This window comes from Variovorax sp. 05T418 (assembly GCF_056396385.1).
This window is the reverse complement of sequence record NZ_JBFTLJ010000008.1, coordinates 25,111-38,058: the sequence shown is the minus strand read 5'-3', so window position 1 is coordinate 38,058 and position 12,948 is coordinate 25,111. Positions and strand designations below refer to the sequence as shown.

The following is a 12,948-nucleotide window of genomic DNA, read 5'->3' as shown; positions in this document are numbered from 1 at the left end:
GCGGGCCGGCCGTCATGCGAGCGTCGCGGTGCCCAGGCTGTCGTTCAGGCCGATGCCCGAGCTGATGATGTTGTTCAGCTTGGTGCGGTACAGCGTCGGAAAGTTGAGCTCGTGCAGCCAGGCCACGGGCACTTCGTCGAGCAGGATCTTCTGCACCTGCAGGTAAATGGCCTTGCGCTTCTCGGGATCGCTCTCCTTGGCGCCGGCATCGAACAGCTCGTCGACCTTCGGGTTCGAGTAGCCCTCGACGTTGTTGAAGGGCGAGCCCTTGGCGATGTTGCCGGTGGTGTAGTTGCGCGCCACGCCGAGCGCCGGGTCGCCGTACTGGTAGACGTAGGTGAAGGCAAGGTCGTAGTCCCACTCGTTGAGCTTCTGGTTCCAGCCGGCCACGTCGGTGGCCACGAGCTCGACCTTGATGCCGGCCTGCGCGAGGTTCTGGCGCAGGATCTCGGCCGAACGGGCCCAGGTCTCGCCGTAGGGCAGCGGCAGCAGGCGCAGCGTCTCGCCCTTGTAGCCGGCTTCTTCGAGCAGCTTCTTGGCGGTGGCCACGTTGCGCGGGTACTTGGCGACGTCGGTGCTGTGGAACTTGATGTTGCTGTTGAACGGCCCGGTCGCCGGCTTGGCGAAGCCCTGCCAGGCGATCTTGGCCATGGCTTCGCGGTCGATCGCGTACATCACGGCCTGGCGGAACTTGAGCTTGTCCATCGGCGCCTTGCGGTTGTTGAGCCACAGCCACGAATGCGGCGCGAAGAACTCCCAGCCCTTGGTGGTGACCGCCGCGCCCGGCAGCTTGGAAAGCCGCAGCACGTCGAAGTATTCGACCGCGCCGCCCGGCACCAGGTCGACCTTGCCCGACTCGAAGGCCGCCGCGCGCGAGGCCGCATCGGGAATGATGTGGAAGTACACGCTCTCGACCAGCGGCACGTCCTTGACGTGGTACTTGTCGTTGGCCACGAGCTGGATGTACGAGCCCTTGACCCATTCCTTGAACTTGAACGGCCCGGTGCCGATGGGCGTGGCATTGGCCGGGTTGGTCGCGAACTCGGTGCCCTCGTAGATGTGCTTCGGGATCATCGGCATGCTGCCGACCTCGAAGATGCCGATGAAGGGGCCGAAGGGGTACTTGAGCTTGAACTCGACCGTGAGCGGATCGACGGCCTTGATGCTTTCCACCGCCGCCAGGTTGGCGCGCAGGCGCGCATGCGTCTTGCGCAGGAACACGTCGGCCGAGAACACCACGTCGGCCGAGGTGAAGGGCTTGCCGTCGTGCCACGTGACGCCGGGCTTGAGCTTGAAGGTGTAGAGCGTGCCTTCCTTGTTGACGGTCCACGAGGTGGCCAGCGAGGGCAGCGGGTTGATCTTCTCGTCGTAGCGCAGCAGGCCCTCGTAGATGTTGCCCGAGATCATCTGCGTGGGGCCGTTCTGCGTGATGCCCAGCATCAGGCCCGGCGGCTCCGGCTGCACCACGGCGTTGATCACGCCGCCCTTCTTGCCTTGCGCGAGCAGGTGCAGCGGGACACCCGCCAGCGTCAATCCGGCGGCCGAGGCGGCGCCCATCTGGATGAGGTTGCGACGTTTCATGTGCGGAAACTCCTTGTGGCTCTGTGCGAGCGGGTGGGGACGAAGAAACGGGAACGAAAGAACGCGGGCGCCGGCAATGGCGGCACCGCCGCGCTCAGTCGCGGTACGAGGTGGCGGGAAGCGGATCGATGCGCTGCAGCAGTGCGCGCCACTCGCGCGCGTTGGGGTCGGGCTGGCCCGGCTGGCGCACGCTGTCGCCGCTTTCGTACTGCTGCGCGGTCTTTTCGCAGACCTCGGCCGGCACCGGATACACCGGCAGGCCGCTCGACTGGATGGCCACCTGCACGCGGCAGGCGCGTTCCAGGTTCAGCATGAGGATGAAGGCCTCGGGCACCGTGCGCCCGAGCGTGACCAGGCCGTGGTTGCGCAGGATCAGCGCACGCGCCGTCGGGCCCAGGTCGGCCACCAGGCGCTCGCGCTCATCGGCGTCCAGCGCGATGCCCTCGAAGTCGTGATAGACCACGCGGTTGTAGAACTGCAGCGCCCACTGGTTGCAGGGCTGCAGCCCGCCCGCCAGCGACGACACCGCCACGCCCGCCACCGTGTGCGTGTGCAGCACGCAGGCCGCGTCGTGGCGCGCCGAATGCACCGCGCTGTGGATGGTGAAGCCGGCCGGGTTCACGTCCCAGGGCGAGTCGTCGAGGATGCGCCCCTCCAGGTCGATCTTCACCAGCGACGAGGCCGTGATGTCCTTGAACAGCATGCCGAAGGGGTTGATCAGGAACTGGTCTTCGGTGCCCGGCACGCGCGCGGAGATGTGCGTGTAGATGCTGTCGTCCATGCCGTAGTGCGCCACCAGCCGGTAGGCGGCGGCCAGGTCTTCGCGCACCTGGCGCTCGGCATCGGAAACGGATGGGGCCTGGCGGCCCACTGCCTGCAATTGCATGTCGCGCTCCTTTTTCAGGCCCGGCGGGAGGCCGCCGGCGCCATGTTCGGGGTTCATCGGATCGACTGCGCAAACTGTCGACAGTCAACCGACGACAGTCTTAAGCAATATGCAGGCCTGCGTGATGGGGTAAGCCCTTGGTGAGGCGGCTGGAAGTGCGCAAAGGCGCGCCGGCGAAGGGCGGGCGCCAGGAAAAACGCCGCGCGCACTGGAGAAAGTGCGCGCGGCGCGTGGGGCCGGACGGTGCCTTTGGGGCGGCATGGCTGCGCCATGAAGGCGCCGGATGCACCAGGGTGCAGCGGGAAAGTGCCCTCTTCAGCGCAGCCGGCCTTCCTCTCGCAGCCGCGCACCGATGCGGCGGATCTCGGCCTCGCCCTGCTCGAGCGCCGCCTTGCTGGTGTGCACCGAGTAGTGCCCCATCACCAGTTCATGCGGATGCTTCGCGGCCGAGCCCAGCACGAAGGAGGTGTCGCCTTGGGCCACGAAGCCGATGGCCGCGCCCGATTCCTCGAACACCGCCAGCTCGCCGGCGGCGACCGGTTCGCCGCCGCCCGCATCGAGCCGGCCCGCGTCGACCGCGATCCAGCCCACCGTGTGGCCGGCCGGCGGCGTGTAGCGCCAGTGCTCGCCGTCCTTCAGCTGCACGGCCAGGTAGTTGATCGGCGCCGGGGCCGGAATGGGGCTTTGCGCCGCGCCGTGGCGCCCGAGCAGCACGCGCGCCGGGCCTTCCCGCGGCACCTGCGAGGGCGCGAGGTAGATGCTCTGCGCCGGCGCGTTTTCTTCCGAGGCCGGCAGGGCCAACCAGAGCTGGAAGCCCTGCACGCGCTTCGTGTCCGGCGCGGGCGCGCCGTCGTGCCACACGCCGTTGCCGGCGCGCATCCACTCGACGCCGCCGGCCGGCAGCACGCCCTGTTCGCCGGTCGTGTCTTCGTACCGCGTGTCGCCTTCGATCAGCCAGGTCAGCGTGGCAATGCCCGAATGCGGGTGCATGCCGAAGCCCTTGCGGCCGCCCGAAGTGTCGAAGCCGAAGAGGTCGAGGAACACGAAGGGCTTGAGGAATTCGCCCAGGTCGCCCGGGCTCATGAGCCGCGTGATCGGCCCGTGCTGGGAGCCGCGCGTGCGGTAGACGATGGCGCGGGCTTCGGTGGTGATGGTGGTGGCAACGGCGGTGGTCATGGGAAGCTCCTTAACCGATGGAAGAAGAAAGAAAGATCAGGCGGCGCTGGCCGCCGGCACCGGGCGCAGGCGCCACGCCACGAAGGCCGACAGCAGCAGGAGCACCACGGCCGGCGCGGGGCTGCCGCCGATCAGCACGAGGTGCGTGGCCACGGCGCCGGCCATGGTCGCGGCCAGCAACAGGCCGCCGACGAAGCCGGTCGCCGGCACCAGCAGCAGCACCGCGCCGCCGACCTCGACCACGCCCGTCAGGTAGCGGAAGCACTGGCCGAAGCCCACCGCCTCGAACACCTGGACCATCTGCGGCACGCCGGCCAGCTTGGCGAGGCCGGCGGCACCGAAGGCCAGCGCCAGAAGAATGCGGACGCCCCAGACGATGCGGCGCTGGGTTGTGGTGGAAGTGGAAGTGAGGGATGTGGAAGTCATGGGCACAAGGTTAGGGCGGCCCCCATTGGTCGACTAGACGGTAGAATCGGATTGCACTCGTCCATCAAAAGAAGGAATCCGCCATGCTCGACCTCAACGACATCGCCATGTTCGTGCAGGTGGTGCGCCACGGCAGCTTTGCCGGGGCGGCGCGCCGGCTGGGCCTGCCGCCCAACACCGTGAGCCGGCGCATCCAGCAGCTCGAGGCGCAGCTGGGCACGCGGCTGATGCAGCGCTCCACCCGCAGGCTCACGCTGACCAGCGCGGGCCGGGCGTTCCACGAGCGCTGCGCGGGCGCGGTCGACGGGCTGGTCGAGGCCGGGCAGGCGCTGATCACCGGCAGCCAGCAGCCCAGCGGCCTGGTGCGCGTGGCGGCGACGGCCGATTTCTTCGACTTCTTCCCGATGGAGTGGGTGGCCGGCTTCCTGGCCGCGCACCCGCTGGTGCGCGTCGACTTCGTACTCAGCGACGCCAGGGCCGACCTGATCGCCGAGCAGATCGACATCGCATTCCGCGGCGGCGCGCTGCCCGACTCCGGCTACGTCGGCCGCAAGCTCCTGGGCGCCCGGACCGACGGCATGGTCGCGAGCCCCGCCTACATCGCCGCGCGCGGCGCGCCCGCCACCCTGCAGGAGCTGGCGGAGCACGACTGCGTGACCTCGCCCCATCCGAGCGGCCGCGCCCTCTGGCGCCTGGCCGGCCCCGGCGGCGCGGAAGAAGAAGTGCAGGTTGGGGGCCGCTTCAGCGGCAACACCGCGCAGGCGCTGCGCAAGGCCGCGCTCGCCGGCCTTGGCATCGCGCTGCTGCCGCCCACCATGGCCCGGCTCGACCTGGAGGCCGGCCGGCTGGTGCCGGTGCTGCCGCAGTACCAGCGCACCGGGCAGGGGCTGAGCGTGCTCTACCCGAGCCGCAAGCACCTGCCGCTGGCGGTGTCGGCGTTCATCGGGATGGTGATGGAGAAGCTCAGCGCGGTGGAGGCGCTGCCGGAGATGCTGCGCACCGAATAACGGGTTTCATGACCCATGCTCAGCCGCGCGGGGCCGTGTTGCGCAGCGCGTGCCGAATGGTCGACAGGCCGCGCAGCAGGTGCGCATCGAGCTCCTCGAGCATCGCGTTGAGGTCGCTGCCGATGGCCAGCTCGAGGAACAGGTGGTGGTTCTCCGCGAAGTCGGGCTTGGGCGCATGGGTCAGGCGGCACACCGCAAAGCCGAGCTGGATCTTCTGCGTCATCTGGTGCCAGACGTCGAGCAGCAGCTGATTGCCGCAGCGCTCGTAGACCAGGCCGTGGAAGTGGGCCTCCGCCGCGCTCTCGCGATGCAGCTCGCTGCTGGAAGCGGCTTCGGCCAATGCCTCGTAGCGCGCGGTCATCTCGGCGCGAAAGGCTTCGTCGCGCTGCGGCCACAGGCGGATGAACGCCTGCCTTTCCATGATGCGGCGCACCTCGTACACGTCGCTCATGGTTTCCTCGCTGATGTCGGTCACGTAGGTGCCGGCGTAGGGCTTGTTCACGAGCAGGCCGGTCTCGATGAGCTCGCGGATCGCCTCGCGCAGCAGGCCGCGGCTGACGCCGAACTGGGTGGCGAAGTGGCTCTCGACCAGCTGCGTGCCGGGCGCGATCCTGCCGGTGAGGATGGCGTCGCGCAGGGCCTGCGCCACGTAGTCGCGCCGCGTGGCCGAGGGGGCGGGGGCGAAATCGGGGAGGGTCTTCATCGCGGCGGGTCGGGTGTCGGGGCGTGGGCGGTGGACGTCAATGGCTGCGCAGGGCAAGGCGCTTTTCGAGGCGGCTTGCGGCATAGGCGCCAGGGTAGATGAGCACGAAGTACACCACGGCCACGGCCGTCAGGATTTCCAGCGGCCGGTAGTAGGCGGCGCTCAGCGCGCGGCCCTGGTACATGAGCTCGTGCACCGCGATGACGGACGCGATGGACGTGTTCTTCGCCAGCTCGATGCCGCGGTTGGTGAAGGCCGGCAGCATGCGCTTGAGCACCTGCGGCAGCACCACGCGGCGCAGCACCTGCACGCGCCGCATGCCCAGGGCGCGCGCGCCTTCCCACTGGCCCGCCGGCAGCGAGGCGATGCCGCCGCGGAAGATCTCCGAGCAATAGGCCGATGCATTGAGCGAAAGCGCCAGCAGCGCCGCCACGTAGGGCGTGAGCTGCCAGCCCGTGAGGATCGGAAACGCGTAGAAGAACCACACCAGCTGGATCAGGATCGGGATGTTGCGGAACAGTTCCATGTAGCCGCGCGTCGCGGCGCCCACGAGGCGGCTTTTCGAGCGCGCGCCCAGCGCAATCAGCAGGCCGATCGCCATGGCCGAGGGAAAGGCGACGGCCCACAGGCCGGCCGTGACGCCCACGCCCTTGAGCAGCACGGGCCAGTGCTGCAGCACGGCCGAGAAGTCCCAGGTGAAGTCCATCGTCAGTGTCCTGCGGCGCGGGTGGAAATGGCCAGGCGATGCTCGGCCACGCGTGCGACGAGGCTCAGCGAGAACAGCGCCAGGAAGAAGATGGCTGCGACCACCGTGTACACCTCCAGCGGCCGGAAGGTGATCGAGTTGAGCTGCATGGCCTGGTAGAGCAGGTCGGAGTAGGCCAGCGTGGAGGCCAGCGCGGTGGTCTTGATGAGTTCGAACGAACGCTCGATGAACGGCGGCAGCATGCGCGCGAGCGCCTGCGGCAGCACCACGCGGCGCAAGGCCTGGTGCGAGCGCATGCCGACGGCGCGCGCCGCTTCCCACTGCCCGCGCTCGATCGACACCAGGCCGCCGCGGAACACCTCGGCGAAGAACGCGCCCGACTGCGTCGACAGCGCGATGACCGCCGCCGCGTACGGGTCCAGGCTCACGCCGATGAGCACCGGCAATGCGTAGAAGGCCCAGAAGAAATGCACCAGCGGCGGCGTGTTGCGATAGAACTCGATCACCCACAGCGCGGGCCTGGCGAGCCACGTCCTGCCCGACAGCCGCAGGGCCGCGAGCACGACGCCGAACACCACGCCCAGCGCGATGGCGACGGCGGCGATCTTCATCGTGCCGAGGAAGCCCGCCAGGAGCATGTCGCGGTGCGCCCAGACGCCGCTGAAGTCCCATTCGTAGTTCATGTGCGCCCGCCCGCCGGTTCGATGCGGCCCGGCCTACTGGCCGAGCGTTTCCTTCATCACGCCGGGCACGGTGGCCGGGTCGATGCCCTTGGTCTTGAGGTACTGGCCGTACAGCGCCTGCGTCTGGCCCGAGGCATAGAGCTTGCCGATTAAACCGTCGAGCTGGTTGCGAAAGCCCGCATCGGCCTCACGCCGGATGCCCACGCTGGTCGGCAGCGCGACGACCGGCTGCGGCACCTGCACCTTGCCCTTGCGGATTTTCGAGTACGCAATGACCAGCGCCGGGTGATAGAAGCCGATCGCGTCGACGCGGCCCGACATGAAGGCCGCCACGGTCTCGTCGGTGTTGGTGAAGCGCTCGATCTTCGCCTTCGGCAGGCGGGTGGTCAGGTCGCGGTCGGTCGCCGTGCCGAGCGCCACGCCGATGCGCACTTCGGGCTTGTCGAGGTCGGCCCAGTTCTTGGCGACGAGGCCGTCCTTGGCGAGCACGCCCTGCGCATACCAGAGCAGCGGGCTGGCCGGAAAGTCGATCGCCTTCTTGCGCTCCTCGGTGGCGTCGAGCACGAACATGGCATCGATCTGCCCGGCCTGCAGCGCCGCCACGCTGTTGCCCCAGGTGGTTTCGACCGGCGTCATCTTCACGCCCATCTCCTTGGCGACCTGTTCGCCGAGCAGCACGCCGAGCCCGGTCCAGGTGCCCGAGGCGGGATCGCGGAAGTACCACGGATCGCCGGGCGCGACGCCGATGCGCAGCTCGCCGCTCTGCTTGATCTTCTGCAGCGTGTGGGTCTGCGCGCCGGCGGCAAGGCTGCCGAGCGACAGGGAGGCGGCGAGCGCCAGGGCGACGGCACGGCGCAGGCGCTGGAAGGGAGTGGTGGCGTTCATGGGATGGGCTTTCCGTGGACTGTGAAGTTGAAGGGGGCGTTGCGACGTTCAGGCGGCCGCGGGCAGCGCGCCATGGGCCTCGTTCGCGCTCGCGATGTAGGCGCGGTAGAGCGCGTCGAGCCGCTGCGTGAGCGGGCCGAGCGGCGCCAGCGCACGGCCGTCGACCGACGACACCGGCGTGAGGCCGGCCAGCGTGCCGGTGACGAAGGCCTCGTCGGCCGCGTAGACCTCGGCCAGCGTGAAGTCGCCCTCGTGCACCGGGATGCCCGCCTCGCGTGCGAGCCGCACCACGGTGGCGCGCGTGATGCCGTTGAAGCAGTAGCGCCCCGACGAGGTCCACAGCGCGCCGCCCCGCACCGCGAAGAAGTTGGTGGAATTGCAGCTCGAGACGAAGCCGTGGGGGTCGAGCATCAGCGCCTCGTCCGCGCCGGCCTGGATGGCCTGGATCAGGGCCTGGATCAGGTTGAGGCGGCTGTGCGAATTGAGCCGCAGGTCGAACACGTCCGGCCCGCTGCAGCGCAAGGTCGAGGTGAAGAGCTTCAGGCCGTTGCGCTTGGCCTCCGGCGTGACCACCTTGTGCTCGGCCACGCACACCACGGTGGCGCCGCCGATGATGAAGCGCGGGTCCTGGTTGGGCGTTTTCTTGACGCCGCGCGTGACCATGAGCCGGGCGTGCGCGCCGTCGCGCATGCCGTTGCGCAGGAAGGTGTCGACGACCACCTGCTTCATCTGCGCCCGGGTCATGCCGATGTCCAGCGCGATCGACTTCGCGCCCTCGTACATGCGCTCGATGTGGGCGTCGAAGGACACGATGCGGCCGTCGACCAGGCGCACGCCCTCCCACACGCCGTCGCCGCACACGTAGCCGGCGTCGAACACCGACACCACCGCCTGGTGGCGCGGCACGAACTGCCCGTTCACGTAGACGAGCACTGCGTCGTTGCGTGCATCGGGGGCGTAGGCCTGGGAACTGGTCTTCGAGGGGGCGCTGTCGGCGTGCATATGAATGAGGGTCCTGGGATCAGAAGTGGAAGGCGGTGAAGCGCTCGATGAAGCGCTGCGTGCGCTCCTGCTTCGGGTGCTTGAGCACCTCGTCGGGCGTGCCGCTCTCGTGCAGCAGCCCGTCGGCGAGGAACACCACCTTGTTGGCAAAGTGATAGGCAAAGCCGAGTTCGTGCGTCACGAGCAGCATGGTCCGGCCTTCGTCGGCCAGCGCGCGGATGGTGCCGAGCACCTCGCCGACCAGCTCGGGATCGAGCGAGGAGGTGGGCTCGTCGAACAGCAGCACCTCGGGCTCCATGGCCAGCGCGCGGGCGATGGCGACGCGCTGCTGCTGGCCGCCGGACAGGTGGCCCGGGTAGGCGGCGGCTTTTTCCGCGAGCCCCACCTTGGCGATTTCGGCCAGCGCGCGCTCGCGGGCCTCTGCCGCGGGCAGGCGCTTGACGGTCACCAGCCCCTCCATGACGTTCTGCAGCACCGTCATATGCGGGAACAGGTTGAACTGCTGGAACACCATGCCGACCTGCTTGCGCACCTCGCTGAGCTCGGCCTCGCCATAGCGCAGCGTGTCGGAACCCGGCACGGGCCGGCCCACGGCGCGTCCCTTGAGGACCACCTGCCCGGCGGAAGGCACTTCCATGAAGTTGAGGCAGCGCAGCAGCGTGCTTTTGCCAGAACCGCTCGAACCGATGATGGCGATGCGGTCGCCGGGCAGCACGTCGAGGTCGATGCCGCGCAGCACGTGGTGGCTGCCGTAGCGCTTGTGCAGGGCCTGGATGCGGAGAACGGGCGGCGGGGCGGCTGTCATGGCATGCAATGGTATGGATTGTCGAACAATCGACAATCGGGAGTTGTACTATCCATGCAAAGTCCATGCCATGCTTCCCCACGAGGGCGCTCGACAGCCGTGTGCGGCCGCTTCGCCCCTGCGGGAGAATCGCCCCCCATGAAAATCGAAAAAGACACAGTCGTCACCCTCAAGTACAAGGTCGCCGACGCCCAGGGCAAGCTCATCGAAGCCAGCCCCGAGCCGATGGCCTACCTGCATGGCGGCTACGAGAACACGCTGCCCAAGATCGAGGAAGCGCTCGATGGCAAGGAAAAGGGCTTCCAGACCACGCTGAACCTGGCGCCCGAAGACGCCTTCGGCCTGCGCGACGAGTCGCTGGTGCGCAGCATCCCCAAGTCCGAATTCCCGCCGGGCGTGAAGGTGGGCGGGCAACTCGAGGGGCGGCTCGACGATGGCACCGAGCACCTCTTCACCGTGATGAAGATCAAGGGCCCGGTCGTGCTGCTGGACGGCAACCACCCCTGGGCCGGCAAGGCGCTGAAGTTCAGCCTCCAGGTGACGGACGTGCGCGCGGCGCTGCCGGTGGAGATCGAGCATCGGCACGTGCATGGTGTGCATGGGCACCATCACTGACCTGTAGCCGGGTCATGGATTTCCCGAACGCCTCCAACATCTCCAGTGTTTTCGGCGTCGTCGCGCCCCTGCTTATCGGGGTGGCTTTCCTTTGGGTGGTGTGGCGCACCGAGTCGCGCCATGTCCTTCTGAACCGCTTGTGGCAGCTAGTTCATGGGAAACAGGAAATTTCCGATCCGCAGGTGCGCGCATTTGTTGATGAGCAGACAAGCCTGATCTCCTTTCGCATGTTTGCCGGCGTGCCCGTCGCCAGCTTGAAAGAAGCGCATCAACTCATTGAATGGACGAAGCTGAACGGAGTGCAGATGCGCACGCTGAGCATGTGCGGAGAACTCTTTGATGCGGAGCTTCGTCAAGTCCGGGTTCACAAGCTGCCGTCGCGTTTTTCGCAAACTTTGAGGCTGGTCTGGCTTTTTTTCGTAGTCGCGATCGGCTTCGTCTGTGTGACAAGTCTCTTCTCCTCTCAGACGCTCCTCACGCTGAAAAGCACGCAGCGATCTTTCTGGGCAAGTCCAACTGAGATGAAGTCTGCTTGGCCTCTCGGCGCTGCGGCATTGAGAGCCGGCGATTGCTCACAAGCTGCAAGTGCGAATTCAGCGCGCACGTCGTTCAGCGAACAGGAAGTCAACATTCTTTGCGGCATTCTGAAATCGGATGGCATGGCCGAGTTCGTGAAAAAGGCATTGAGCGAGCAGCGATGGTCGCTGGTCATGTTGATTGCGTTCGCCCTGTGGCTCTCATGGATGGGCCTGTTTTCATGGGCGTCCGGATCCGTAGCTCACAAGTTGGCAAAGCGCGGCATTGATCCATCGCTGCCAGGTACTCAGCTGAGCTTGGACCTCCGCGACTAGCTGCGCTTCTTCCAGAACCGCGGCGCCTTCCCGATCCGGCCCAGTGCCTTGCGGCAGGCCTTCGCGCCCGCCGCGTGGCGCGCGCTGAACCACCCGACGGCGAACCATGCGCGCGCATCGCGCGCCGTGGCTTCGCGGTAGAGCGCGAGCGCCACGGCTTCGTCGTTGAATTCGCCCAGCGCGTCCTGTGCGGGGCGCAGGCGCTTCAGGTAGTGCTCGGCGGCCGGCTTTTCCTTGTCGTCGTCTGCATCGGCGGCGAACAGCGGCGCCGCGAATTCGGCCAGGTAGCGCAGGCGCTTGAGCCGCTTGCGCGTGCGGTGCTGGTCTTCGGCCGACAGCGATTCGAAGCGGCGGCCGTCGCGCACCGCCTGCCGATGCAGCCGCTGCAGGCGCTTGCGCAGAAGGCGGCGCGCCTCGGCGGCGTCGAGCGGCGCCGGCGCTGACGCGGGCTGCCCGGCACCTTCGGCCTCGGCCTGCGGCGCAGCTTCCCCGGCGGTGGCCGCGGTGAAGCCGATCAGCGACACCAGCACCGCCTGGAACGCCGGCGCGCGCACCACCTCGCCGGGCGAGGGCGCCTCGGGCGCCGCATCGTCGCCAGCCAGCGGATCGAACTCCGGCGCCCCCGCCTCGCGCAGTTGCGGCTGCGCCAGCCTCACGACCTGCTCGCGGTCGCGCAGCGCGCCGAGCGCGCGGAAGGCCTCGACCAGCGGCGGCTCCCATTCGCCGCCGTTGAAAAGACCGGTGCGCGGGTCGAGCCCCGCGAGTTCGCGCAGCGCGGTGCGCAGGCGCCGGATGCCGATGCGCAGCTGGTGGATCTGCTCTTCATCCGTGCTGCCCGCGGCGATCTCGCTCGCGTTGGGCAGCATCTGCGCGAGGCACGAGGCGACCACGGCCTGCTGGATGGCGCGGCCGCCCGGCTTTTCTTTCTCGTTGGCAAAGCGCGGCGCCTCGGCCTTCACGGCCGGAACCGCATCGACTTTCGCCAGCAGGCGCGCGCCGCGCTCGGCCTTGGACACGGTGCTGAACCACAGGCCGTGCTGCTGCGACCAGCGGCGCGCGAACGCCACCAGCCCCTGCACGCCGCCGCGCTTGAGCTCGAGCTCCAGTTCGCACACGGGCGATTCGCGCTCGTCCGGCGTGCCCGCATGGGCGATGACCTTGCCGACATCGAGCGCCAGCTCCACCACGGCCGCGCCGGCGCCGGTGGTGCGCACATCGCGCGTGAGCCGCACGATGTCGGTGGACTGGCGCTCCACCAGCGGTGCGCCGCTCGCGGCCAGCACCTGGGCAAGCCGCTCGCCCACGGGCGTGCCCTGGTGGCGCTGCGGGTCGATGGCCGGCGCGCCACCGCCCGCCGCCGCGGCGCCCAGGTCGACGTTGTGTTCGAGCCGGTGCAGCGCGTTGTCGCCGGTGGCCTTGACCGTCTGCACCCAGCGCGGCCCTTCCTTGCGCAGCCGCAGCACGATGCCCTGGGCGGCCAGCGCCTGGTCCTCGGTGTCGAAGTAGCGCGCCTGCAGCCGCGTGCGCACCACGCTGCCGCGCCGCATGGCGGCCTCGACGGCTTTCAGGCGCTGTGCGGGAACATGAAACTTGAACTCGATTTCCATGCCGGCCATGATGCC

The 12,948-nt window shown here is 68.5% G+C and carries 14 protein-coding genes; 3 read left to right on the top strand and 11 right to left on the bottom strand.

From position 1 onward, the window contains the following. Positions 1-12 precede the first annotated feature (12 nt). The 4 genes from AC1DMS_RS17295 to AC1DMS_RS17280 all read right to left on the bottom strand — a co-directional run bounded on the left by AC1DMS_RS17295 (position 13) and on the right by AC1DMS_RS17280 (position 4,069). Complete coding sequence (locus AC1DMS_RS17295; protein ID WP_478181497.1) at positions 13-1,581, bottom strand: ABC transporter substrate-binding protein; 1,569 nt, start codon at positions 1,579-1,581, stop codon at positions 13-15. 94 nt (positions 1,582-1,675) lie between these two features. Continuing rightward, positions 1,676-2,467: a class II aldolase/adducin family protein gene (locus tag AC1DMS_RS17290; RefSeq protein ID WP_478181496.1), complete on the bottom strand. Its 792-nt coding sequence runs from the start codon at positions 2,465-2,467 to the stop codon at positions 1,676-1,678. 315 nt (positions 2,468-2,782) lie between these two features. Then, positions 2,783-3,643 (bottom strand): pirin family protein, encoded by an 861-nt coding sequence (locus AC1DMS_RS17285; RefSeq protein ID WP_478181495.1) that lies wholly within the window; start codon positions 3,641-3,643, stop codon positions 2,783-2,785. 36 nt (positions 3,644-3,679) lie between these two features. Further along, positions 3,680-4,069, bottom strand: coding sequence for a DoxX family protein (locus tag AC1DMS_RS17280; RefSeq protein ID WP_478181494.1), 390 nt, complete (start codon positions 4,067-4,069; stop codon positions 3,680-3,682). Positions 4,070-4,152: 83 nt separating this feature from the next. Between AC1DMS_RS17280 and AC1DMS_RS17275 the strand changes: the two genes are divergently transcribed. Continuing rightward, positions 4,153-5,076, top strand: coding sequence for a LysR family transcriptional regulator (locus AC1DMS_RS17275; RefSeq protein WP_478181493.1), 924 nt, complete (start codon positions 4,153-4,155; stop codon positions 5,074-5,076). 19 nt (positions 5,077-5,095) lie between these two features. On the opposite strand, the gene AC1DMS_RS17270 is transcribed toward AC1DMS_RS17275, so the two are convergent. The 6 genes from AC1DMS_RS17270 to AC1DMS_RS17245 are packed head-to-tail and all read right to left on the bottom strand — an operon-like array spanning position 5,096 to position 9,860. Further along, positions 5,096-5,779, bottom strand: coding sequence for a GntR family transcriptional regulator (locus AC1DMS_RS17270; protein ID WP_478181492.1), 684 nt, complete (start codon positions 5,777-5,779; stop codon positions 5,096-5,098). A gap of 37 nt (positions 5,780-5,816) precedes the next feature. Then, complete coding sequence (locus AC1DMS_RS17265; protein ID WP_015867980.1) at positions 5,817-6,485, bottom strand: amino acid ABC transporter permease; 669 nt, start codon at positions 6,483-6,485, stop codon at positions 5,817-5,819. A 2-nt stretch (positions 6,486-6,487) separates the two neighbouring features. Continuing rightward, complete coding sequence (locus AC1DMS_RS17260) at positions 6,488-7,168, bottom strand: amino acid ABC transporter permease (RefSeq protein ID WP_062363906.1); 681 nt, start codon at positions 7,166-7,168, stop codon at positions 6,488-6,490. A 33-nt stretch (positions 7,169-7,201) separates the two neighbouring features. Beyond that, on the bottom strand, positions 7,202-8,053 hold the full coding sequence (locus AC1DMS_RS17255) for a transporter substrate-binding domain-containing protein (RefSeq protein WP_062363904.1): 852 nt from the start codon (positions 8,051-8,053) through the stop codon (positions 7,202-7,204). Between the two features lie 48 nt (positions 8,054-8,101). After that, positions 8,102-9,055, bottom strand: a complete 954-nt coding sequence (locus tag AC1DMS_RS17250) for an aminotransferase class IV (RefSeq protein WP_018903454.1) — start codon at positions 9,053-9,055, stop codon at positions 8,102-8,104. Between the two features lie 19 nt (positions 9,056-9,074). Beyond that, a complete protein-coding gene (locus AC1DMS_RS17245; RefSeq protein WP_018903453.1) occupies positions 9,075-9,860 on the bottom strand; it encodes an amino acid ABC transporter ATP-binding protein in 786 nt (261 codons plus the stop codon). A gap of 138 nt (positions 9,861-9,998) precedes the next feature. On the opposite strand from AC1DMS_RS17245, the gene AC1DMS_RS17240 reads away from it, so the two are divergent. Further along, positions 9,999-10,475: an FKBP-type peptidyl-prolyl cis-trans isomerase gene (locus AC1DMS_RS17240; protein ID WP_062363900.1), complete on the top strand. Its 477-nt coding sequence runs from the start codon at positions 9,999-10,001 to the stop codon at positions 10,473-10,475. 14 nt (positions 10,476-10,489) lie between these two features. After that, positions 10,490-11,326 (top strand): DUF6216 family protein, encoded by an 837-nt coding sequence (locus AC1DMS_RS17235; RefSeq protein WP_062363898.1) that lies wholly within the window; start codon positions 10,490-10,492, stop codon positions 11,324-11,326. On the opposite strand, the gene AC1DMS_RS17230 is transcribed toward AC1DMS_RS17235, so the two are convergent. Continuing rightward, a complete protein-coding gene (locus AC1DMS_RS17230; protein ID WP_478181491.1) occupies positions 11,323-12,942 on the bottom strand; it encodes a CYTH and CHAD domain-containing protein in 1,620 nt (539 codons plus the stop codon). The two genes, AC1DMS_RS17235 and AC1DMS_RS17230, sit on opposite strands and share 4 nt — an antisense overlap. Positions 12,943-12,948: the final 6 nt, after the last annotated feature.

Excerpts from the sequence above, each read along its gene's own strand:
- AC1DMS_RS17295 (WP_478181497.1), bottom strand. The coding sequence starts at position 1,581 with ATGAAACGTCGCAACCTCATCCAGATGGGCGCCGCCTCGGCCGCCGGA.
- AC1DMS_RS17290 (WP_478181496.1), bottom strand. The coding sequence starts at position 2,467 with ATGCAATTGCAGGCAGTGGGCCGCCAGGCCCCATCCGTTTCCGATGCC.
- AC1DMS_RS17285 (WP_478181495.1), bottom strand. The coding sequence starts at position 3,643 with ATGACCACCGCCGTTGCCACCACCATCACCACCGAAGCCCGCGCCATC.
- AC1DMS_RS17280 (WP_478181494.1), bottom strand. The coding sequence starts at position 4,069 with ATGACTTCCACATCCCTCACTTCCACTTCCACCACAACCCAGCGCCGC.
- AC1DMS_RS17275 (WP_478181493.1), top strand. The coding sequence starts at position 4,153 with ATGCTCGACCTCAACGACATCGCCATGTTCGTGCAGGTGGTGCGCCAC.
- AC1DMS_RS17270 (WP_478181492.1), bottom strand. The coding sequence starts at position 5,779 with ATGAAGACCCTCCCCGATTTCGCCCCCGCCCCCTCGGCCACGCGGCGC.
- AC1DMS_RS17265 (WP_015867980.1), bottom strand. The coding sequence starts at position 6,485 with ATGGACTTCACCTGGGACTTCTCGGCCGTGCTGCAGCACTGGCCCGTG.
- AC1DMS_RS17260 (WP_062363906.1), bottom strand. The coding sequence starts at position 7,168 with ATGAACTACGAATGGGACTTCAGCGGCGTCTGGGCGCACCGCGACATG.
- AC1DMS_RS17255 (WP_062363904.1), bottom strand. The coding sequence starts at position 8,053 with ATGAACGCCACCACTCCCTTCCAGCGCCTGCGCCGTGCCGTCGCCCTG.
- AC1DMS_RS17250 (WP_018903454.1), bottom strand. The coding sequence starts at position 9,055 with ATGCACGCCGACAGCGCCCCCTCGAAGACCAGTTCCCAGGCCTACGCC.
- AC1DMS_RS17245 (WP_018903453.1), bottom strand. The coding sequence starts at position 9,860 with ATGACAGCCGCCCCGCCGCCCGTTCTCCGCATCCAGGCCCTGCACAAG.
- AC1DMS_RS17240 (WP_062363900.1), top strand. The coding sequence starts at position 9,999 with ATGAAAATCGAAAAAGACACAGTCGTCACCCTCAAGTACAAGGTCGCC.
- AC1DMS_RS17235 (WP_062363898.1), top strand. The coding sequence starts at position 10,490 with ATGGATTTCCCGAACGCCTCCAACATCTCCAGTGTTTTCGGCGTCGTC.
- AC1DMS_RS17230 (WP_478181491.1), bottom strand. The coding sequence starts at position 12,942 with ATGGCCGGCATGGAAATCGAGTTCAAGTTTCATGTTCCCGCACAGCGC.